The organism is Thioclava litoralis, from assembly GCF_045278885.1.
GTDB lineage: Bacteria > Pseudomonadota > Alphaproteobacteria > Rhodobacterales > Rhodobacteraceae > Thioclava > Thioclava litoralis.
On record NZ_CP135443.1, the window covers coordinates 1,297,501 to 1,316,741 of the forward strand.

The 19,241-nt window shown below is 61.8% G+C and carries 17 protein-coding genes, 1 tRNA gene and 2 rRNA genes (1 of these 20 running past the window's edge); 15 read left to right on the top strand and 5 right to left on the bottom strand.

Annotation, left to right across the window (positions count from 1 at the left end; all coding sequences use genetic code 11):
- The 3 genes from RPE78_RS06380 to RPE78_RS06390 all read left to right on the top strand — a co-directional run.
- Positions 1-1,363: ribosomal RNA gene (locus tag RPE78_RS06380) — 23S ribosomal RNA — on the top strand; it begins 1,468 nt to the left of the window's first position.
- Positions 1,364-1,435: 72 nt separating this feature from the next.
- A 5S ribosomal RNA gene (gene rrf / locus RPE78_RS06385) occupies positions 1,436-1,550 on the top strand.
- A gap of 61 nt (positions 1,551-1,611) precedes the next feature.
- Positions 1,612-1,688: transfer RNA gene (locus tag RPE78_RS06390), tRNA-Met, on the top strand.
- A gap of 444 nt (positions 1,689-2,132) precedes the next feature.
- Here the strand turns inward: RPE78_RS06390 and RPE78_RS06395 are convergent.
- Positions 2,133-2,555 (bottom strand): recombinase zinc beta ribbon domain-containing protein, encoded by a 423-nt coding sequence (locus tag RPE78_RS06395; RefSeq protein WP_406721540.1) that lies wholly within the window; start codon positions 2,553-2,555, stop codon positions 2,133-2,135.
- A gap of 362 nt (positions 2,556-2,917) precedes the next feature.
- Positions 2,918-3,439, bottom strand: a complete 522-nt coding sequence (locus RPE78_RS06400; protein ID WP_406721625.1) for an invasion associated locus B family protein — start codon at positions 3,437-3,439, stop codon at positions 2,918-2,920.
- Positions 3,440-3,720: 281 nt separating this feature from the next.
- On the opposite strand from RPE78_RS06400, the gene RPE78_RS06405 reads away from it, so the two are divergent.
- A complete protein-coding gene (locus RPE78_RS06405) occupies positions 3,721-5,622 on the top strand; it encodes an acyl-CoA synthetase (protein WP_406721541.1) in 1,902 nt (633 codons plus the stop codon).
- Here RPE78_RS06405 and RPE78_RS06410 read toward each other — a convergent pair.
- On the bottom strand, positions 5,603-6,361 hold the full coding sequence (locus tag RPE78_RS06410) for a TSUP family transporter (protein WP_339108670.1): 759 nt from the start codon (positions 6,359-6,361) through the stop codon (positions 5,603-5,605). The two genes, RPE78_RS06405 and RPE78_RS06410, sit on opposite strands and share 20 nt — an antisense overlap.
- Before the next feature lie 160 nt (positions 6,362-6,521).
- Between RPE78_RS06410 and RPE78_RS06415 the strand changes: the two genes are divergently transcribed.
- The 4 genes from RPE78_RS06415 (at position 6,522) to RPE78_RS06430 (ending at position 10,977) form a co-directional block, all read left to right on the top strand.
- Positions 6,522-7,406, top strand: coding sequence for a lysostaphin resistance A-like protein (locus RPE78_RS06415; protein WP_406721542.1), 885 nt, complete (start codon positions 6,522-6,524; stop codon positions 7,404-7,406).
- A gap of 73 nt (positions 7,407-7,479) precedes the next feature.
- The gene (gene accD / locus RPE78_RS06420) at positions 7,480-8,448 is read left to right on the top strand and encodes an acetyl-CoA carboxylase, carboxyltransferase subunit beta (protein WP_406721543.1); all 969 of its coding nucleotides are present in this window, start codon (positions 7,480-7,482) and stop codon (positions 8,446-8,448) included.
- 131 nt (positions 8,449-8,579) lie between these two features.
- Positions 8,580-9,851, top strand: a complete 1,272-nt coding sequence (locus RPE78_RS06425; RefSeq protein ID WP_406721544.1) for a bifunctional folylpolyglutamate synthase/dihydrofolate synthase — start codon at positions 8,580-8,582, stop codon at positions 9,849-9,851.
- Between the two features lie 85 nt (positions 9,852-9,936).
- Positions 9,937-10,977, top strand: a complete 1,041-nt coding sequence (locus RPE78_RS06430; protein ID WP_406721545.1) for an LLM class flavin-dependent oxidoreductase — start codon at positions 9,937-9,939, stop codon at positions 10,975-10,977.
- A 12-nt stretch (positions 10,978-10,989) separates the two neighbouring features.
- On the opposite strand, the gene RPE78_RS06435 is transcribed toward RPE78_RS06430, so the two are convergent.
- The gene (locus tag RPE78_RS06435; protein WP_406721546.1) at positions 10,990-11,919 is read right to left on the bottom strand and encodes a hypothetical protein; all 930 of its coding nucleotides are present in this window, start codon (positions 11,917-11,919) and stop codon (positions 10,990-10,992) included.
- 1 nt (position 11,920) lies between these two features.
- Positions 11,921-13,018: a cell division protein ZapE gene (gene zapE / locus RPE78_RS06440; protein ID WP_339108676.1), complete on the bottom strand. Its 1,098-nt coding sequence runs from the start codon at positions 13,016-13,018 to the stop codon at positions 11,921-11,923.
- A 117-nt stretch (positions 13,019-13,135) separates the two neighbouring features.
- On the opposite strand from zapE, the gene RPE78_RS06445 reads away from it, so the two are divergent.
- From RPE78_RS06445 to RPE78_RS06475, 7 genes are all read left to right on the top strand, one after another.
- Positions 13,136-13,393 carry a DUF4170 domain-containing protein gene (locus RPE78_RS06445; RefSeq protein ID WP_339108677.1) on the top strand — a complete coding sequence of 86 codons (258 nt, stop codon included), beginning with the start codon at positions 13,136-13,138 and terminating at the stop codon, positions 13,391-13,393.
- Positions 13,394-13,402: 9 nt separating this feature from the next.
- A complete protein-coding gene (locus tag RPE78_RS06450; RefSeq protein ID WP_406721547.1) occupies positions 13,403-14,593 on the top strand; it encodes a 3-deoxy-D-manno-octulosonic acid transferase in 1,191 nt (396 codons plus the stop codon).
- Positions 14,594-14,618: 25 nt separating this feature from the next.
- On the top strand, positions 14,619-15,620 hold the full coding sequence (gene lpxK / locus RPE78_RS06455; protein WP_406721548.1) for a tetraacyldisaccharide 4'-kinase: 1,002 nt from the start codon (positions 14,619-14,621) through the stop codon (positions 15,618-15,620).
- A gap of 168 nt (positions 15,621-15,788) precedes the next feature.
- Positions 15,789-16,970 (top strand): 23S rRNA (adenine(2503)-C(2))-methyltransferase RlmN, encoded by a 1,182-nt coding sequence (gene rlmN, locus RPE78_RS06460; protein WP_339108680.1) that lies wholly within the window; start codon positions 15,789-15,791, stop codon positions 16,968-16,970.
- 119 nt (positions 16,971-17,089) lie between these two features.
- Positions 17,090-17,419 carry a DUF3140 domain-containing protein gene (locus tag RPE78_RS06465; RefSeq protein ID WP_339108681.1) on the top strand — a complete coding sequence of 110 codons (330 nt, stop codon included), beginning with the start codon at positions 17,090-17,092 and terminating at the stop codon, positions 17,417-17,419.
- A 119-nt stretch (positions 17,420-17,538) separates the two neighbouring features.
- Positions 17,539-18,513, top strand: coding sequence for an amidoligase family protein (locus tag RPE78_RS06470; RefSeq protein WP_406721549.1), 975 nt, complete (start codon positions 17,539-17,541; stop codon positions 18,511-18,513).
- Complete coding sequence (locus RPE78_RS06475; protein WP_406721550.1) at positions 18,510-19,235, top strand: gamma-glutamyl-gamma-aminobutyrate hydrolase family protein; 726 nt, start codon at positions 18,510-18,512, stop codon at positions 19,233-19,235. Before RPE78_RS06470 ends, RPE78_RS06475 begins: the two co-directional genes overlap by 4 nt.
- Positions 19,236-19,241 lie beyond the last annotated feature (6 nt).

The following is a 19,241-nucleotide window of genomic DNA, read 5'->3' on the forward strand; positions in this document are numbered from 1 at the left end:
ATTCCTGGGCCGTGAGATGGTGACGGATCTGAACCGTTGTTCACACTTATCGGATTGTGTGGGCAGCCTACAGGTCCCTGGAAATAGCCTCTCTATAAGACCGTACCCGAAACCGACACAGGTGGACTGGTAGAGAATACCAAGGCGCTTGAGAGAACCACGTTTAAGGAACTCGGCAAAATGCCTCCGTAAGTTCGCGAGAAGGAGGCCCCATCGCTAGGCAACTAGTGGTGGGGGGCACAAACTAGGGGGTGGCGACTGTTTACTTAAAACACAGGGCTGTGCGAAGCCGTAAGGCGACGTATACAGTCTGACGCCTGCCCGGTGCCGGAAGGTTAAAAGGAGGGGTGCAAGCTCTGAATTGAAGCCCCGGTAAACGGCGGCCGTAACTATAACGGTCCTAAGGTAGCGAAATTCCTTGTCGGGTAAGTTCCGACCTGCACGAATGGCGTAACGATCTCCCCGCTGTCTCAAACGTGGACTCAGCGAAATTGAACTGTGTGTCAAGATGCACACTACCCGCGGTTAGACGGAAAGACCCCATGAACCTTTACTACAGCTTCACACTGGCATCAGGATTGTGATGTGCAGGATAGGTGGTAGCCTTTGAAACCAGAACGCCAGTTCCGGTGGAGGCATCCTTGAGATACCACCCTTCGCACTCTTGATGTCTAACCGCGGTCCGTTATCCGGATCCGGGACCCTGTGTGGCGGGTAGTTTGACTGGGGCGGTCGCCTCCCAAAGAGTAACGGAGGCGCGCGAAGGTGGGCTCAGACCGGTCGGAAATCGGTCGTTGAGTGCAATGGCAAAAGCCTGCCTGACTGCGAGACTGACAAGTCGAGCAGAGACGAAAGTCGGCCATAGTGATCCGGTGGTCCCAAGTGGGAGGGCCATCGCTCAACGGATAAAAGGTACTCTGGGGATAACAGGCTGATGGTGCCCAAGAGTCCATATCGACGGCACCGTTTGGCACCTCGATGTCGGCTCATCTCATCCTGGGGCTGGAGCAGGTCCCAAGGGTACGGCTGTTCGCCGTTTAAAGAGGTACGTGAGCTGGGTTTAGAACGTCGTGAGACAGTTCGGTCCCTATCTGCCGTGGGTGTAGGATACTTGAGAAGAGTTGCCCCTAGTACGAGAGGACCGGGGTGAACGGACCACTGGTGGACCAGTTATCGTGCCAACGGTAGTGCTGGGTAGCTATGTCCGGACAGGATAACCGCTGAAAGCATCTAAGCGGGAAGCCCCCTTCAAAACTAGGTATCCCTTGAGGGCCGTGGAAGACCACCACGTCGATAGGCTGGAGATGTAAGTGCAGCAATGCATTCAGTTGACCAGTACTAATTGCCCGATTGGCTTGATTTGATCCAGTAGTAGACAGACACTCCTGCAGATCAAAATCATGCATACAATTTGACTTGGACGCTCTTTATTCGGTTTGGTGGTCATAGCGCTGGCTATACACCCGGTCCCATTCCGAACCCGGCCGTTAAGGGCCAACACGCCAATGGTACTGCGTCTCAAGACGTGGGAGAGTAGGTCACCGCCAAACCTAATAAAGAGCGTCATTCATCTCTATAACGATAACACCCCCCAAATCAGACACAAAATAACGCGGGATGGAGCAGCCCGGTAGCTCGTCAGGCTCATAACCTGAAGGTCGTAGGTTCAAATCCTACTCCCGCAACCAATGAAATCTTACCAATCAGCCGCAAAGCCTCCCTAAGGAGGCTTTTTTATTGTCTATCAATACCTTGGAATGAAGAAGGGCCTCCAAAGAGGCCCCCCACATTGCTGATGATCGTGATCCGTATGCCGTCCCGACTGTCTGGGGCCCCTATGAGCTCTATCCGGTCGATCAGGCCTGTGAGGAACGCATTTGCGGCGATGAGCTGATCCGAGCCAGTCAGCAAGTTCTCCAGCCTCGCCAGTTGTGAGTGGTGATTAGCTTGAGGTCTTTGAGCGTCGGCATCTTGATCTCTTCGGGTGCGGAGGTGGCGGCGAGTTCGGTTTTGAGAGCCTTCAACTCCTCCTCCCGTAGGCGCAGCCGCAACAGCCGCATCTCAGAAGGCCCGACAGGAGATATTGCGGGCGATGGCTGTCGTTGAGCGACTTACTCCGTTTGGTATGTGCCCTATTCTTCGACGAACAGAGCAATCAGCTCCGGGTGCATCAGGCGATCCTTCAGCCCGCCGAGCACGCGGGCTTCGAGGTCCTCTCGCCTGATGGTCGCGCGGTTGTCGCAGACTGCCAGTCCCTTGTTCAGGGAGACGGAGCACCCGTAGCGGGTGCGGTTGATCAGGATGTAGTTGCCACTGCAACAGCCGCATTTGATCAGGCCGGAGAGCAGGAACTTCGGTTGGCGCGCGAAATCGCGGCGCAGCGGTGTGTCATCCTGCGCGGTATGGTTCATCTCTTCCCGGATGGTGTCTTGCCGTGCCTTCACGCGGCGCCAAAGGTCATCTTCGATAATCCGTAGATGCTCGACCTCCTTGATGACCCATTCCTCGGGTGGATTGAGCCGAGCTTGACGCTTACCGCTCGCCGGATCCTTCACTAACCGTATGCCGTCCCGACTGTCTGGGTCTTTGCATGATCCGTATTGCGAGCCTCGATCTGCGACGTGGTGCTGGCGATGGCGGCAGCGATCCGGGTGGACTGCGCATCGGAAAGGCGTCCGCTATTTGTACGGAGGGGCATCTTTGGCCAAAGCCCGTGAAAATAGCGGTTTAGCGCAGAGGTTTTCAGGCGTATGGCATTGCGCCTGAAGATAGCCTCCGCGTGCGATGTGCTCAATCAGGCAGGTCACTCTGAACATCACCGGCTCGCTTGTGCCCGGAGTCTGGTGAAAACCGCACCGGTATCGCGGCAATAAAAAACGGGCCGTTTGGCCCGCTTTTTATTAACTTAAGCGTTCGCTTATTTGCAGCGGCTTTCCGCCTCGCCCATTGCGGCGGTGAAGCCCATGAGCGAGAAGGTGTCCTGCGTTTGCGTGCCGCGCGCGGAATGGGCGGTCAGCTTGACATCGGCACCGGCTTTCAGCGCTGCGATGATCTTCTTGTCCTCGTCAGGAGAACCAGCCCATGCGCCCTCGCCATCGGTGAACAGCTTGAATGTGTTGCTGCCCACGGTCATATCCACGGTCGAGCCACCTGCGAAGGGATAGCCGCCCATGAAAGACACTTCGGGCTGTTTGCCCGGGCGGAAGGTGACGAAGAGCAGGATATCACCACGGCGCACCTGAACCGGCTTGCCGTCTTTGGTGTTCACGGTCGTCTTCGGTGCCGAAACGCCCCAGCATTCTTTCGGGCTGTTTTCAACAAAGACGCTCCAGTCGGTTTCAGCAGCGACACGGTTGGTGGTTTCCTGCGCCAATGCAGGCAGGCTCATGGCCGCACAGGTCATCGCCACGGCAACAGTGGTGCGCAGAACGGAATTCATCATAGATACAGCCTCCAGCTGCTTGGTGCCTCGGTCCCGCCAGAATGGCTTATGCTCTTTTTCTTAGCGTGAAACGGATTTCAACTCGATTTGCGGATAGTAGCGCAAAATTGACCCTACAGGAAAGCCCCTGTGGGTGAATTTCACATCATTGTTGAGGCATTCTTCTGATTTCCCGTGCATCTGCGCGCAAGCAAGCCGTGGATTTACCCTGCCAAATTCGTTAGACCAGCACAATCACGCTTGAGGCGGGTATTATTTGACCAGTGGGATGTCGCGCGATGAGACATTTTAAGACCCTAGAGGATCGCCAGACCGTCGAGGCCGAGATGTCCTGGCCCGACCGTCCCAAAGCGCCCACGATCCACCGCTTCCTTTCGCAAACGGCGCAGGCGCATCCGCAGCGTCCGGCGATTTCCTTCCAGCTGTTCTCGGCCCCCAAAGCCCCTGCCGAAACTCTGGACTGGGCCGCGCTTCTGGCGGCGGTGACCCGGCTGGCCAATGCGCTCCATGCACGCGGGATCGGGCAGGAGGACCGCGTGGCCTATGTGCTGCCAAATTGCAATGAAGCCGTGATCAGCTTTCTGGCAGGTACGGTGGCAGCGACGATCTTTCCGATCAACCCGCTGCTGGACGCCGAACATATCGCGGCGCTCCTGCGCGAGACCCGAACCCGTGTGGTGATCACCCTGCGCGCCTTTCCCCAGACCGATATCGCCCAGAAGATGGCGCAGGCCCTGGCTGATGCGCCCGAGGTCACCGATATCATCGAGATCGATCTGGCGCGCTATCTGCGCGGGGTCAAACGGCTGGCCGTGCCTTTCCTGCGGCCCAAAACGGCGCGGCTTGAAAACCGCCGCTATCACGATTTCCATAGCCTCTGCGCAAGCCAGCCTGCGGACCGTCTGGTCTTTGATGATCCGCCCGAAGATCGTATCGCGGCGATTTTCCATACCGGTGGCACCACGGGCGCACCCAAGATTGCCCAGCATCGGGTCTCGGGGATGATCTATAACGGCTGGTTGGGCGGGCATCTTCTGTTCACCGAAGAGGATGTGCTGCTGTGTCCGTTGCCGATGTTCCATGTTTTTGCGGCCTATCCGGTGCTGATGTCGGCCATCGCCAGCGGCGCGCATGTCATCTACCCCACGCCCGCGGGCTATCGCGGGGCAGGGGTGTTCGACAATTTCTGGAAGCTGATCGAACGCTGGAAGGTGACCTTCCTGATCACCGTGCCCACGGCCTGTTCGGCGCTGATGCAGCGCAAGGTCGATGCTGATATCTCGTCCTTGCGGATCGCGATCTCGGGCTCGGCGCCGATGCCGCGCGAGCTCTATCACCGCTTCACCGCCGCCACGGGGGTCGAGATCGCCGAAGGCTACGGGTTGACCGAGGCCACCTGTCTGGTGGCCGTGAACCCGCCCGACGGGGTCAAGAAGATCGGCTCTATCGGTATTGCGATGCCCTATACGCAGGTCAGTATCCGGCGTCAGGAATACGGGGACGAGATCGCCTGTGCCGTGGACGAGATCGGCGAGATCTGTGTGCGCAATCCCGGGGTGGCACAGGATGCCTGCCCCAATGGCGAGGCCCGCCATACCGAAGACGGCTTCCTGCGCACCGGTGATCTGGGGCGTATCGATGCCGATGGCTATCTCTGGATCACGGGGCGGGCAAAGGATCTGATCATTCGCGGCGGGCATAATATCGACCCTGCGGTGATCGAAGAGCCGCTGGCCCGCCACCCCGCGATTGCCAATGCCGGTGCCATTGGCCAGCCGGATGCCTTTGCGGGCGAATTGCCCTGTGTCTATGTCGAACTCTGTCAGGGCCATCAGGTCAGCGAGGCCGAGCTGATGGCCTATCTGCGCGCGCATGTCCATGAACGCGCCGCCATTCCCAAACATATCGAAATCCTGCCGGAACTGCCGAAGACGGCGGTGGGCAAGATCTTCAAGCCCGAACTCCGGCGTCGGGCGATCCAGCGCGTGCTTTCGGATGTTCTGGCCGAAGCCGGACTGGCAGCGCATGTCGCGGAGGTGCGTCAGGACCGCAGGCGCGGGCTTGTGGCGCATATCCGGACCGCCCCCGAATGTGATCACGCGCAGCTGCGCCACAGGCTGGAGGAATTTGCCCTGCCTTACGAGCTGGAGGGCGCGGGCGTTACAGCAGATCCCAGATAAGCTTCAGCGCCAGCAGGCTCGAGGTGGCCACCAGCAGCGGGCGGATCAATCGGGCCCCGTTTTTCATGGCCATATGCGAGCCCAGCCGCGCCCCGAAAATCTGCGCCACGCCCATCGAGAGCCCCATGATCCACCAAGGGGCGCCCATCGCGGCAAAGCCGATCAGCCCGCCGGTATTGGAGGCGAAATTCAGAAGCTTGGTATGGGCGGTGGCCTTCAGCACGCCATAGCCCGCCAGCATCACGAAGCCGATCATGAAAAAGCTCCCCGTGCCGGGGCCGATCAGGCCATCGTAAAAGCCGATCAGGGGCACGATGAAGGCGGTGAAGGTGGCGGGGGGCATACGCTGGGCGCGGTCCTCGTCCCCCAGGCCCGGACGGAAGGCGAAAAAGGCGGCAATCGCGATCAGGATCACCGGCAGCGCATAACGCAGCCCGTCGGTCGGGATCTTCGACACAAGGACTGCGCCCAGCAGCCCCGCACAGCCCGACAAAAGCGCCGCCTTCCATTGTGTCCGCAAATTCACATGCCCCGATCCGGCGTAGGATAAAGCCGCGGTGGCGGCTCCGAAGACGCCCTGCACCTTATTGGTGGACAGCGCCTGTAGCGGCGAGGCTCCTGCCATGATCAGGATCGGCACGGTGATCAGCCCGCCCCCTCCGGCAATGGCATCCACAAACCCCGCCAGAAAAGCGGCTCCCAAAAGCAGCATGGCCAGATCGAACGAGACTTCAAACACAGGAACCTCCCTAAGGCCGTATGGATGTGGGAAAAACAGGATCGCGACTGTCTGCCGGCCGGCAGGGAATGTAAAGAGGCGCAACCCGAAAGAGCGTTTGATGACAAGGCCGCGCAAAGCTCTTACTGTGCGGCATATTCTGTAACCGCCCGGATCTGACGTGCCCCATTATCCCCTGCTTGCCAGCTACACCGCCCCCGCCCGTGCCACCGCCGAACTCTGGCGCAGCCTTGTCGGGATTCTCGCGATTATGGCGATCTATGCGCTGGGGGCCTCGACCCTGATCGGGATGAGCCTCGCCCATATGACGGGGATGGCGCAGGTTTTCCGGTTGCAGGAAATTGCCACCGGCTCCAGCCCCTTTGGCGTCACCGTGCTGCTGGCAAGCTTTCTGCCGCTTGTGGCTGGCGTGCTGATTGTCACGCAATATCTGTGCAAACGCCCCGCCAACAGCCTGTTCGGCGCCGGATGGGGGGGCGATTTCCGCCGTGCCTTCTGGCCCTTGCTGGCGCTGGGGGTGGTGATGGCGTGGATCGGTTCACGGGCACCGGATGTCGGCCATGCCACGGCGCTGTCGGCGGCGCTGCCGTGGTGGCCTGTGGTTATCCCGCTTGTCTTCGTGCAGATCTGCTCCGAGGAAGTGCTGTTTCGCGGCTTTCTGATGCAGCAGCTGGGCGCGTGGTCGAACAACAATGTCCTGATCTGCATGGGGGGGCCATCGATCCTGTTCGGGGTGCTGCATTACGACGCGGGCACCTATGGCGCACAGGCGCTGTGGCCGGTGATCTGGGCGGCGTTCTACGGTGTTCTGGCCTCGGATCTGACCGCACGGACCGGCAATCTGGGCGCGGCGCTGGCCTTCCATTTGGTCAATAACCTCTCGGCGATCCTGCTGGTCAGCTATTACGGCCATATCGACGGGGTTGCCCTGTTCAGTATTGTGGCGAACCTCCAAGATTTTAACACAATCGCCCCAGCAATGCTGGTCGATGGTGCGTCAATTACGGTTTCATGGCTTTTGATCCGCCTGAGCCTGCGGGTTTGAACGCTGGTTGATTGCATTTCTTCGCGACCCGTCTTATCTGGACCGCAATAGGAGCCAAAGGGGCCGCAAGAACATGAACTGGATCTCGAACTACGTCCGCCCGAAGATCAATTCGCTTTTCTCGCGCCGGGAGATCCCGGAAAATCTCTGGACGAAATGTCCGGAATGCGGGTCCATGCTGTTTCACCGCGAACTGGCTCAGAACCTGAATGTCTGCACGAATTGCGGCCACCACATGGCGATCAGCCCCCGCAGGCGCTTCGAGGCGCTGTTTGACGGTGGCATCTTCACCGAGGTGAAAGTGCCGGAGCCGATCGTCGATCCGCTGCATTTCAAGGACCAGAAGAAATATCCCGAGCGGATGAAAGCCGCCCAGAAGAATACCGGCGAGAAAGAAGCCATGCTGGTGGTCGAGGGCGAGATCGGTCGCACCCCCATCGTGGCGGCTGCGCAGGATTTCAGCTTTATCGGCGGGTCGATGTCGATGTATGTCGGCAATGCGATTGTGGCCGCAGCCGAACGCGCGGTGAAACTGGGCCGCCCGCTGGTGCTGTTTTCGGCCGCCGGTGGTGCGCGGATGCAGGAGGGGATCCTGTCTCTGATGCAGATGCCGCGCACGACCGTGGCTGTGGATATGCTGCGCGAAGCGGGACTGCCCTATATTGTTGTGCTGACCCATCCGACCACCGGTGGGGTGACGGCCTCTTATGCGATGCTGGGCGATGTGCAGATTGCCGAGCCCAATGCGCTGATCTGCTTTGCAGGCCCGCGTGTGATCGAGCAGACCATCCGCGAGAAGCTGCCCGAGGGCTTCCAGCGCGCCGAATATCTCTTGGATCACGGCATGCTGGACCGCGTGACGCCCCGCAAGGAGCTGCGTGAGGAACTGATCACCATCATCCGTATGATGATGAACATGCCGCCTGCGATCGCCGCCGATCTGCCTGCGCCGGAAATCAAGGCAGAGGTGCCTGAAGTGGCTGAGGAGGCGCCTGCCGTCGCCAAAGCCGCGCCCCAGCCTGCGGCGGACGCCAAGGGTTGACCTGTCGCGCCGGAGCGACCCGGCGTTTGCACGATATCGGCGGGTCGCGGCGCCGCGGGCATCGAGCCCCCGCCCCCGCGCAGGGATGCGCCATTGGCGCACCCTGATTGCCTATGCCTGAGGGGGCTTTCATGAGGGACACGTCCGATATCATCCTGCAGCGTCTGATGGGGCTGCATCCCAAGATCATCGATCTGACACTGGACCGGATGGAGCGTCTGCTGACCGCTTTGGGCGAGCCGCAGGACAAGATTCCGCCCGCGATCCATATTGCGGGGACCAATGGCAAGGGATCGACCCAAGCCATGATCCGCGCGGGGCTCGAGGCGGCGGGCAAGTCGGTCCATGCCTATACCTCGCCGCATCTGGCGCGCTTTCACGAGCGCATCCGTCTGGCCGGAGAGCTGATTTCCGAGGCCGAGCTTTCTGCCATGCTGGATGAATGCGAGGCCCGCAACAACGGCGGGAATATCACCTTTTTCGAGATCACCACCTGTGCGGGCTTTCTGGCCTTTTCGCGCCATCCGGCGGATTACACGCTGCTGGAGGTGGGGCTTGGCGGGCGGCTGGATGCGACCAATGTGATCACTCCTGCGCTGTCGATCATCACGCCTGTCGATCTGGACCACCAGCAATATCTGGGCGAGACTCTGGCCGAGATTGCCGCCGAGAAGGCGGGCATCATCAAGCGCGGGGTTCCGGTGATCATCGGCCCGCAGCATGACGAGGCGCTGGAGGTCATCGAGGCCCGCGCCGCGCGTCTGGGCGCGCCGGTTCTGGCCTATGGCCAGCAGTGGCATGTGCGCGAAGAGGCGGGGCGTCTGGTCTATCAGGACGAGACCGGCCTGCTGGATCTGCCGCTGCCCAATCTTCCCGGCCCGCATCAGGTGATGAATGCAGGCGCCGTGCTGACGGCGCTGCGTTTCCTTGGCTGTGACGAGGCCGCCTGTGAGGCGGCGGTGACACAGGCCGAGTGGCCCGCACGGATGCAGAAGCTGAAGACCGGCCCTCTGGTCGAGGCCGCGCAAGGTGCGGAGCTGTGGCTGGATGGCGGGCATAACCCTGCCGCAGGCGCGGTGATTGCGGCAACGCTGGACCGCCTGCCCGACCGCCCTACGCATCTGATTTGCGGCATGTTGAATACCAAGGATATCGTGGGGTATCTGCATCCGCTGGCCAAGCGCGCCCGGAGCCTGACGGCTGTGTCCATCCCCGGTGAGGCCAATACCCTTCCGGCAGAGGCCACCGCAGAGGCGGCCACCCGCGCGGGCTTTGCCCATGTGGCCGAGGCAGAGACGGTTGCGCAGGCTCTGGCGGATATTGTCGCGAAAGATCCCCATGCGCGGGTGCTGATCTGCGGCTCGCTCTATCTGGCGGGCGCTGTGCTGCGCGAGAACGGCTGATCTTTTTGAACAGGGTCTGTGCGGGAAAGGGGCTGGGGAGCTGGCCCCGTTTTGCCTAGATTGTGCTCCAGCGAAGGAGCCTTTCATGACCCATCTCGAACTTGGCCTCGATACATTCGGGGATATCACGACCGACGATAGCGGCGCGCGGTTGTCGCCGGCGCAGGTGATCCGCAATACCGTGGCCGAAGGGGTTCTGGCCGAAGAGGCGGGGGCCGATTTCATTGGTCTGGGCGAGCATCACCGCCCCGATTTCGCGATCTCCTCGCCGGAGCCGATCATGTCGGCCATTCTGGCACAGACCTCGCGTATCAAGGTCGGAACGTCGGTGACGGTGCTCAGCTCGGACGACCCGATCCGCCTGTTCCAGCGGTTTTCCACCATGAATGCTTTCGGGCAGGGGCGCGCCGAAGTCACCCTTGGCCGCGGGTCCTTTACCGAGAGCTTTCCTCTGTTCGGTTTCGCATTGGAGGATTACGAGGCGCTGTTTGACGAGAAGTTCGAACAGTTCGTCACATTGATCCGCAACGAGAAGGTGAGCTTTGAAAGCCGTTTCCGGCCTGCCCTGAAAAACGCCACGGTCCATCCGCGCCCCGAAGTTCCCATCCGGACATGGCGCGGTGTGGGGGGCTCGCCCGAGAGTATCGTCTCGGCGGCGGCGCATGATCTGCCGCTGCTGGTGGCGATCATCGGCGGTGCGCCCGCGCGCTTCGCGCCGCTGGTGGATCTGTATCGCCGCGCCCATGCGCAGATGGGGACCACGCCGAAAGAGGTCGGCGTGCATAGTCCGGGCTTTGTGGCCGAAACCGACGAGCTTGCCCGCGAGACCTATTTCGAGGGCTACCAGAAGATGCATGCGTCGATTGGCGCCTCGCGGGGCTGGCCGCCGCTGCGGCGCGAGGATTACCTGCGCGAGATCGAACATGGCTCGCTTTATGTCGGCGCGCCCGAGACGGTCGCGTTGAAAATCGCCTCGACGGTGGCGACGCTGGGGCTGAGCCGGTTCCAGTTGAAATACAGCTCGGGTCCGCAGAAAGCCTCGGCCATCCTGCGCAATATCGAGCTTTACGGCACGAAGGTGATCCCGCGCGTGCGCGAGATCCTTGACCAGATGCCCAGAAGCTGAGAGCCGCGCCGATCAGCCAAGCCACGCCTTAGCGACGGGGATCAGGCGGTCCGCGTCGCCGAGGCGGTCGGCAAACCGGCGGACCAATGTCTCGCCCGCGAAGAAGGGCACCATGTCCTGCCATTCGGCCTGCGGCAGGACATCGCTTGCCGACATGGCCGTAACCTCGTCGACCGGCAGGCCGGCGCGCCCCAGATGCTCCGCGCGGTCGCTCGCCCGCCAGCTGAGGAAACGTGCCACATCACGGGCAATCGGCAGGAGCGGGAACCGGTCGATATCGAAGCCCCAGAGCGTTTTCCCGTCAGGGGCGACATTCAGGTTGCGGTCGACGAAATCTCCGTGGCTGCGGGCGCGCAGCACCATCTTGCCATTCAGATCGGGCGCCATACGGGCCAGTTTGTCGAGGATTTCGCCCGATAGCCTGCGCGCCTCGCCCTGCATATGCCGGTGCGGAAGGTCCTCGATCTGGCGCAGCCAGAAAGTGGCGTAGAACCGGCCTTCTTCGCGGGTGGGCGCGGTGTAGCGTGCCAGCCAGTGTCCCGCCGCCCCGACCAGCCGCAGCCGCATATCGGGGGCGGCATCTTTGAGGACGCGATCCAGCCGGAGACCGGGGGTGCGGCCCATGATGATCATGCCCTGCGAGGCGAAAGAGGCCACCAGCGCCACCACCTGATGCGCCCCGTCCTGCATATGGCCCGCATGGCCCAGAGCCTCGGCCATCAGGGTGGCGCGGGCAGGGCCCTTGTCACCGAAGAACTGCTTGAGCACAAAGCTTTCGTCGCGGCGGCGGATGACCGCCACGGCGCGGTCTGGGGTCAGGCGCAGCACCTCTTCCACACGGGTGCCCGCCCAGCCGGGTAACAGGTTCAGAGCGCGTTTCAGATCTCGGGCAACCGCTTCGATCTCTTCGATCCGGGAAATATCGCGCTCTAGGGCCTGCATCTCAGTCTCCGTGGTCTTGCCCCCAATCCGCGGCCTGCATTTCGCGCAAACGGGAGGCGGTGCGTTCAAATTCGAAACTGCCGGTGCCCTCGTTATAGAGATGTTCGGGTTCGGCTGCTGCAGAGGCAATCAGCCGGACCTTCGCCTCGTAGAGCGCATCGATCATGGTTACAAAACGCTTAGCCTCGTTAAATTTAGATGAATCCAGACTGGGAATCCCGTCCAAAAACAAAACGCGAACATTTTCGGCGATAACCAGATAGTCGCCAGCGCCCAAATTTGCGGCACATAGATCCCAGAACGACGCGCGCGCCACGCCATTGTGGTAATGCGGCAACGTGATTTCGCGGCCCTTATGGGCCAGAGACAGTTTCTCGTCATGGCCGCCGGTCAGTTCGGCCCAAAGGCTGTCCATCTGCGTCTTGGCTTCACGGTCGGCGGGGGTGAAATAGACCTGCTGCCCCGACAGACGGTTCTGGCGGTAGTCATTGACCGAGATGATCTCGTGCACCTCCAGCTTGTCGCGCAGGATCGCGATAAAGGGCAGGAAAAGCTGGCGGTTAAGCCCGTCCTTATACAGATCCTCGGGCACGCGGTTCGAGGTGGTCACCACCACGACACCCGCTTCGAACAGCAACTCGAACAGCCGCCCCACGATCATCGCATCGGCGATATCGGTGATCTGCATCTCGTCGAAACAGAGCAGTTTCAGCTCGGAAGCGATTCGTTTTGCCACCGGCTGGATCGCATCCTCGACCTTGGCCTTGCGCGCTTTCTCGATGTCGTTTTGCACTTCCTGCATGAAGGCGTGGAAATGCACGCGGCGCTTGGGCGCTGTGACCGCCTCGCAGAACAGGTCCATCAGCATGGATTTCCCGCGTCCTACGCCGCCCCAAAGATACAGCCCCTTGATCTGCGGCGGCGCGGCTTTTTTGCCGAACATACCGAAAAATCCGGCTTTGGGCGGGGTCTCGGGGAGGGTTTCCAGATCGCGGCGAACGCGCTCCAGAAGCGGTAATACGGCGCGCTGCGCATCATCGCCACGCAGGGTGCCCTCGGCCACGCGGGCCTCGTAGATCTGGGAAAGTGTCTGTGTCATGGCAATTAGGTATCTCTTGCTCACGCATTTGAAAAGCAACCAAATGCGCTGCATACCTTGAGAAGCGCGCGCGCTTGGCCTAGGGTCGCGCCATTCTCACAAGAGAGGTTCATCGAAATGCCCAAATCTCCGACGCAACGTCTGCATCTCGTGTTCGGCGGCGAACTCATCGATCCGCAGAAGACCGTCTTTCGCGACGTAAAAGACATCCACATCGTCGGGATCTATCCCAATTATGCGGAAGCTTTCAACGCTTGGAAAGCCGAAGCGCAGCGCACCGTGGATAACGCCCATATGCGTTATTTCATCGCGCATCTCCATCGCCTGCGCGATGAAGAAATGGAAGCGGCGCCGACCGCCGAACTCGGGTTCTGATACCCTATCATGCCGGTTCCGCTCTGGTTGCACCTGAAACTGTCGGGGCTGAACCGGCCATCTGCCCTGCCCGAGCGTCTGACGCCCGTTGCAGGCCGCACGAAGCCACCCATCTGGGTCCGGCTGTCGGGCGTTTCCTCCCTTCCCCATATCGAAGCTGTGCTGCAGATGCTGATCGGGCGTCTGGCGGACCGTCCGTTTATCGTGACAGGTCCTGCGACTTTGCTGGATCGTGTGGCGCTGCCGCGGGAATGCCATCCCTTTCCCGATCCGCCCGATACCAATGCCGATATCCACGCCGCGCTCACGGTCTGGGCGCCCGATCTGGTGCTGCTGATCGGGCAGGATCTGCCGCCTGCGCTGATTTCGGGCGCGCATAGCCACGCGATCCCGATCATTCTGGTGGGCGGGCACCATCCCCGAACCGCCTATGCCGCGCGGCTGCTGCGCATGGTCCATACCATTCTGACCGAGACCACCGAGGAAAACCTGCATCTGATCGGCCTCGGCGCGCATCCGAACCGGCTGATCGCCTGCGGCCCGCTGTCGCTGCCGCCGCCGCCGTTAAGCTGTTCCGGAAAAGAGCTGGTGGCGATGGGCGATCTTTTGCAAAACCGCCCCACATGGTTTGCGACCTCGGTGCCCGAGGACGAGATGGACATGGTGCTTGAGGCCCATATGCAGGCCCTGCGCCATGCCCACCGGCTGCTGCTGTTTCTGGCCCCCGACAGTTCCGGCGATGCCGTGGAGCTGGCGCAGAGGCTGACGGATGAGGGCTGGCATGTCGCGCGGCGCTCTCTGGAGGGCGAGCCGGACCCGCATACGCAGGTCTTCATTGCCGATGACCCCGATGATTACGGCTTGTGGTACCGGCTGGCCCCGCTGTCCTATATCGGCGGCACCTTCAGTGGCCAGTCGCGCGCGCCGCGCTCGCCTATGGAGGCCGCCGCTCTTGGCTCGGCGGTGCTGCACGGGCCGGATACCGGCGCCTTCGAGGCCGCCTATCACGAGCTTCAGGCCGGTCAGGCCAGCAAGCGCCTGACCTCGAAGGACGATCTGTCCGAAGCGGTGATCGACCTGCTTGCCCCGCATCGCGCCGCCTTTCTGGCCCGCAATGCCTGGGATGTTGAAACCGCTGGTGCGGGCGCGATAGAAGCCCTGATCGATGCCATCCATCAGGCCCTTCCCGCCGCGCCCTAATTCCCTGTCATGATCGGAGCCGCCCATGCGCCCGCCCGCCTTCTGGTATAGCGCCCCTTCACAGCCAAGCCTTATGGCAAGATTGCTGGCCCCGTTAGGACATGTGACCGCGAAAGCCACACAGAAGCGTCTTGCGCATAGGGGCGTTCACCTTTCGGTGCCGGTGATCTGTGTCGGGAATATCAATGCGGGCGGCACGGGGAAGACCCCGACCACCATCGCCATCGCGCAGATGCTGCAGGAGGAAGGGCTGACCCCGCATATTGTCAGCCGCGGGCACGGGGGCCATCTGGAGGGGCCGGTGCAGGTTGATCCCGATCGCCATCAGGCGGCGGAGGTGGGCGACGAGCCTCTGCTACTGGCCGCCTTCGCCCCGACATGGGTTTCAAAAGACCGCGCCCGTGGGGGCGAGGCCGCCGAAGCTGCGGGCGCGGATGTCATCTTGCTTGATGACGGTCACCAGAATCCCAGCTTGGTCAAGGATCTGACGATCGTGGTGGTGGATGCCCATAAGGGCTTCGGCAATGGTCGCTGTCTGCCTGCAGGCCCTTTGCGCGAACCTGTTGCAACGGGGCTTGCGCGCGCGGATCTGCTGATGTCGATCGGGAACGAGGCGGCCCAGATGCGGTTCCAGACCCTTTGGGGCGATGCCTTGCCCTGTCCGCATCTCAAGGCCAGTCTGCAACCTCTGGCCACCGGCATGGACTGGCAGGGGCTGGCCTGCCTTGCTTTTGCCGGCATCGGGCATCCCGAGAAGTTTTTCGACACGCTGCGCGGCCTCGGTGCGGATCTTCAGCGGTGCGAGGCGCTGGATGACCACCAGCCCTTTACCCGACAGCTTCTGTCGCGGTTGGAGCTGGAGGCGAGACAGTCCGGACTGCAGCTTGTCACCACGGAAAAGGACGCCGTGCGCCTTCCGGCAAGTTTCCGACCGCAGGTGCTGACGCTTCCGGTGCGGTTGGAGATTGCGCAAAAGGCCATGTTGCGCGATGTGCTCAGGGGCCTGATCCCTCCTCGGCAGGGCTGAAGCCGGAGGGCGGGGCGCAGGTGACATTGGCCCGTCGTTGGACAGTTGCAGGGGCGATAACCACGCCGGTTTGCGGCCCGGGGACCGATGCGCTGGGCCTGTGCGCCTTTGCTATTTGAATTTTGCGCCGAATCCTGTATAGGGGCCACTCATTTTCAGGAAATCGCCATGACCGACGCATCCGCACCGATCACGCAGGACGTGCTGACGATCCCGCGTAAAGACCTCTCTTCCGACAAGATCAATCTTGTCGGCCTCACCCGCCCGCAGCTGCGCGCGGCGCTCATCGAGGCTGGCACGCCCGAGAAGCAGGCGAAGATGCGTGAAGGCCAGATCTGGCAATGGGTCTATTACTGGGGCGTGCGCGATTTCAACGCGATGACCAATCTGGCCAAAGCCTACCGCGAGATGCTGGAGGCCAAGTTCGAGATCCGCCTGCCCGAAGTGGTGACGCGTCAGATCTCGGAGGATGGCACCCGCAAATATCTGCTGCGCATTCAGGGCGGGCATGAGGTCGAGGCCGTCTATATCCCCGAAGAGGGGCGCGGCACGCTGTGCGTGTCGTCTCAGGTGGGTTGCACGCTGACCTGTTCCTTCTGCCACACCGGCACGCAGAAACTGGTGCGCAACCTGACCGCAGGCGAGATTGTCGGCCAGCTGATGCTGGTGCGCGACGACCTTGGCGAATGGCCCGAGCAGAATTCGCCCAAGAACGAACAGCGCCTTGTGTCGAACGTCGTGCTGATGGGCATGGGCGAGCCGCTCTATAACTTCGATAACGTCCGCGATGCGATGAAAGTGGTGATGGATGGTGAGGGGCTGTCGCTTTCGCGCCGCCGGATCACGCTGTCGACCTCGGGCGTGGTGCCGGAGATTGCCAAGACCGCCGAAGAGATCGGCTGCCTTCTGGCGATCAGCTTCCACGCCACCACCGATGAGGTGCGCAACAAGCTGGTGCCGATCAACAAGCGGTGGAATATCGAGGCGCTGCTGAACGCGCTGCGCGATTACCCGCGCCTGTCCAATTCGGAACGCATCACCTTTGAATATGTGATGCTGAAGGATGTGAATGACACCGACGAGGATGCACGCCGTCTGATCAAGCTGATCAGGGGCATTCCCGCCAAGATCAACCTGATCCCCTTCAACGAATGGCCCGGCGCGCCCTATCAGCGCTCGGATTGGGAGCGGATCGAGCGGTTTGCGGATATCATCTATAAAGCGGGCTATGCCTCGCCGATCCGCACCCCGCGTGGCGAGGATATCATGGCCGCCTGTGGCCAGTTGAAATCCGCCACCGAACGGGCGCGGAAGTCCCGCAAGGACATCGAATCCGAGGCCGGTCTGTAAGCCTTCGGGCCGCCCTTCGGGGCGGCCTTTTGCATTGTGACGGTTCCGTAAACTTTTCGGGAACCGGATGCTGCGGTGCGGCGTTTTTTCCGGATCAATTCCTGACCTGGGGGGGCATCATGACGCAGGATGAACAACGCGACATTCTTGATGATTGGCATGACCTGATGAATATGAAACCGGCCGAGCTGGAAGCATGGCTGGACACCGAGGAAAGCCGCAGCGCCTGTGCGATGCTGGGGCAGAACGGCCAGTTGACGGCGCTGAAGGTGCTGGAGCTTGCGCGCCTCAAGCCCACCGATCTGACCGCCGCCGAATGGAGCAAGATGCGCGAGATCACCTTTGATATCGAGCGGACCTTGGCGGCAGGCCGTCCGGCAGATCTGTCGCAGCAGGCCGCTTGGCGCTATGCTTTGATGAATTGCGGCCACGATCCCTTGCGATACTGACGCCCCGTCCCTGACGCTTTCTCCGCGACCGGTGTCGAAAGCCCGCGTTGCGCAAGGCGGTCACATCTGGGGAACGTTTCCGTGATGGGATGCGTTCACCGGATAGGACGGAGACGAGAATGACCGATATAAGGATCGCCGCGCCAGAGCGTTTTGCCCCGCTGCCCGATAGGACCGGACCGGATGGCACCCCGCGCCGTGTCGGCGTCGAGGTGGAATTTGCCGGTCTGGACGAGGCGGAAACGGCCCGACTTGCCGCCACTTTTCTGGGAGGCACGGCACAGCGCGCCGAAGGGGATGACTGGAAGGTGCGTGGCACGCGGATCGGTGATCTGGATATCTATCTGGACATCGCGTTGCGCAAATCGCTTTCCGGTCCGCTGCGCGATCTCGGGATGCGGCTCGGGCGCGAGGTGCTTCCGGTCGAGATCGTGACCCAGCCGCTGACTTTGGAGCAGCTTGCCGATCTTTCCACCTTTCTGACTACGCTGCGCGAGCGCGGGGCATTGGGCAGCGAAGCCAGCGCCTTTTACGGCTTTGGCGTGCATTTCAACCCCTCGATCGCGGGGCCGGACCATGTGGTGCGCCCGCTTCTGGCCTACGCGCTGCTTGAACCGTGGATGCGGCGGGCGCTTCCCATCGAGATGACGCGGCAGGCTTTGCCCTTTACCGACCGCTATCCCGAAAAGCTGGTGCGCCATCTGGTGGAACTCGGGCCGGAGGCTTCCCTGCCCGATGTGATCCGCGCCTATCGCGAGGCCACTTTGTCGCGCAATCACGGGCTGGATATGCTGCCGGTCTTTGTCGAGCTGCATCCCGAGATCATTGCCGCAAGCGATGGCAAGGGCGGCACGGTCAATCCGCGCCCCGCTTTCCACTTCCGGCTGCCCGATTGCCGTATCTCGGACCCGCAATGGTCGCTGGATTACGAATGGTGCCGCTGGTGGCTCGTCGAACAGGTGGCCAGCAAGGAAGCGGTGCTGCGGCAGCTTTGCCGTGACTGGCCCGCCGAGCATAGCGGCATGAACTTCCTTGGTCTGGGCTGGCCCGAACATGTCGGGCGCATCCTGCGCGATGCGGATCTGATCGGATGAGCCGCAGGATGCGCCCTGTGATCGGGGTCACCACTTCGGTGAAAACCGGCTGGCGGGTCTTTCCGTTCATCGCCTTCGGGGTCTGGCTGGCGGGGGGACGTTCGGTGCGCTGGAGCACGCGGGGCGAGGCCGATGCAACGCAGGTGGACGGTGTCATCGTGGGTGGCGGGGATGATATCTCGCCCGAGCTTTATGGCGGCGAGCTGGTCACAACGGCCGTGCTGGACCCCGCGCGCGATAGGCTCGAGGCGGGGGTGGTGGCGCAGGCCTTCGATCTGGGGAAGCCGGTTTTGGGCATTTGCCGCGGGTCGCAGATGCTGAATGTGGCACTGGGCGGCACGCTGCATCAGGATGCCTACAGCCATTATGGCGCGCGCAAATATTCGACGCTCTTGCCCAAGAAGGATGTGCAGGTGATTGCGGGCACCCGACTGGCCCAGCTGACAGGGGCGGCGCCGATGCGGGTGAACGCGCTGCACAGTCAAGCCGTGGACCGTCTGGGAGAGGGGCTGGTGGTGGCGGCGCGCGACCCCTCGGGAATGGTGCAGGCCATTGAACGGATCGCCGATCCCTTCGCCTTGGGGGTGCAATGGCATCCCGAATATCTCACCTATGCCCGCCGTCAGCGCGCGCTGTTTCGGGCGTTGGTGGCGGCTGCGCGCGCCTGTCGGGAGGATCGCGCGCAGCTTGCCGAAGTCAGTGCCGAGGCGCTGACCCTTTAGGCGGGG

Coding starts and splice junctions, on each gene's coding strand:
- RPE78_RS06400 (WP_406721625.1), bottom strand. CDS start 3,439: ATGAATTCCGTTCTGCGCACCACTGTTGCCGTGGCGATGACCTGTGCG.
- RPE78_RS06475 (WP_406721550.1), top strand. CDS start 18,510: ATGAGCCGCAGGATGCGCCCTGTGATCGGGGTCACCACTTCGGTGAAA.
- RPE78_RS06430 (WP_406721545.1), top strand. CDS start 9,937: ATGACCCATCTCGAACTTGGCCTCGATACATTCGGGGATATCACGACC.
- accD (WP_406721543.1), top strand. CDS start 7,480: ATGAACTGGATCTCGAACTACGTCCGCCCGAAGATCAATTCGCTTTTC.
- RPE78_RS06445 (WP_339108677.1), top strand. CDS start 13,136: ATGCCCAAATCTCCGACGCAACGTCTGCATCTCGTGTTCGGCGGCGAA.
- rlmN (WP_339108680.1), top strand. CDS start 15,789: ATGACCGACGCATCCGCACCGATCACGCAGGACGTGCTGACGATCCCG.
- RPE78_RS06435 (WP_406721546.1), bottom strand. CDS start 11,919: ATGCAGGCCCTAGAGCGCGATATTTCCCGGATCGAAGAGATCGAAGCG.
- RPE78_RS06405 (WP_406721541.1), top strand. CDS start 3,721: ATGAGACATTTTAAGACCCTAGAGGATCGCCAGACCGTCGAGGCCGAG.
- RPE78_RS06470 (WP_406721549.1), top strand. CDS start 17,539: ATGACCGATATAAGGATCGCCGCGCCAGAGCGTTTTGCCCCGCTGCCC.
- RPE78_RS06425 (WP_406721544.1), top strand. CDS start 8,580: ATGAGGGACACGTCCGATATCATCCTGCAGCGTCTGATGGGGCTGCAT.
- RPE78_RS06450 (WP_406721547.1), top strand. CDS start 13,403: ATGCCGGTTCCGCTCTGGTTGCACCTGAAACTGTCGGGGCTGAACCGG.
- zapE (WP_339108676.1), bottom strand. CDS start 13,018: ATGACACAGACACTTTCCCAGATCTACGAGGCCCGCGTGGCCGAGGGC.
- RPE78_RS06465 (WP_339108681.1), top strand. CDS start 17,090: ATGACGCAGGATGAACAACGCGACATTCTTGATGATTGGCATGACCTG.
- lpxK (WP_406721548.1), top strand. CDS start 14,619: ATGCGCCCGCCCGCCTTCTGGTATAGCGCCCCTTCACAGCCAAGCCTT.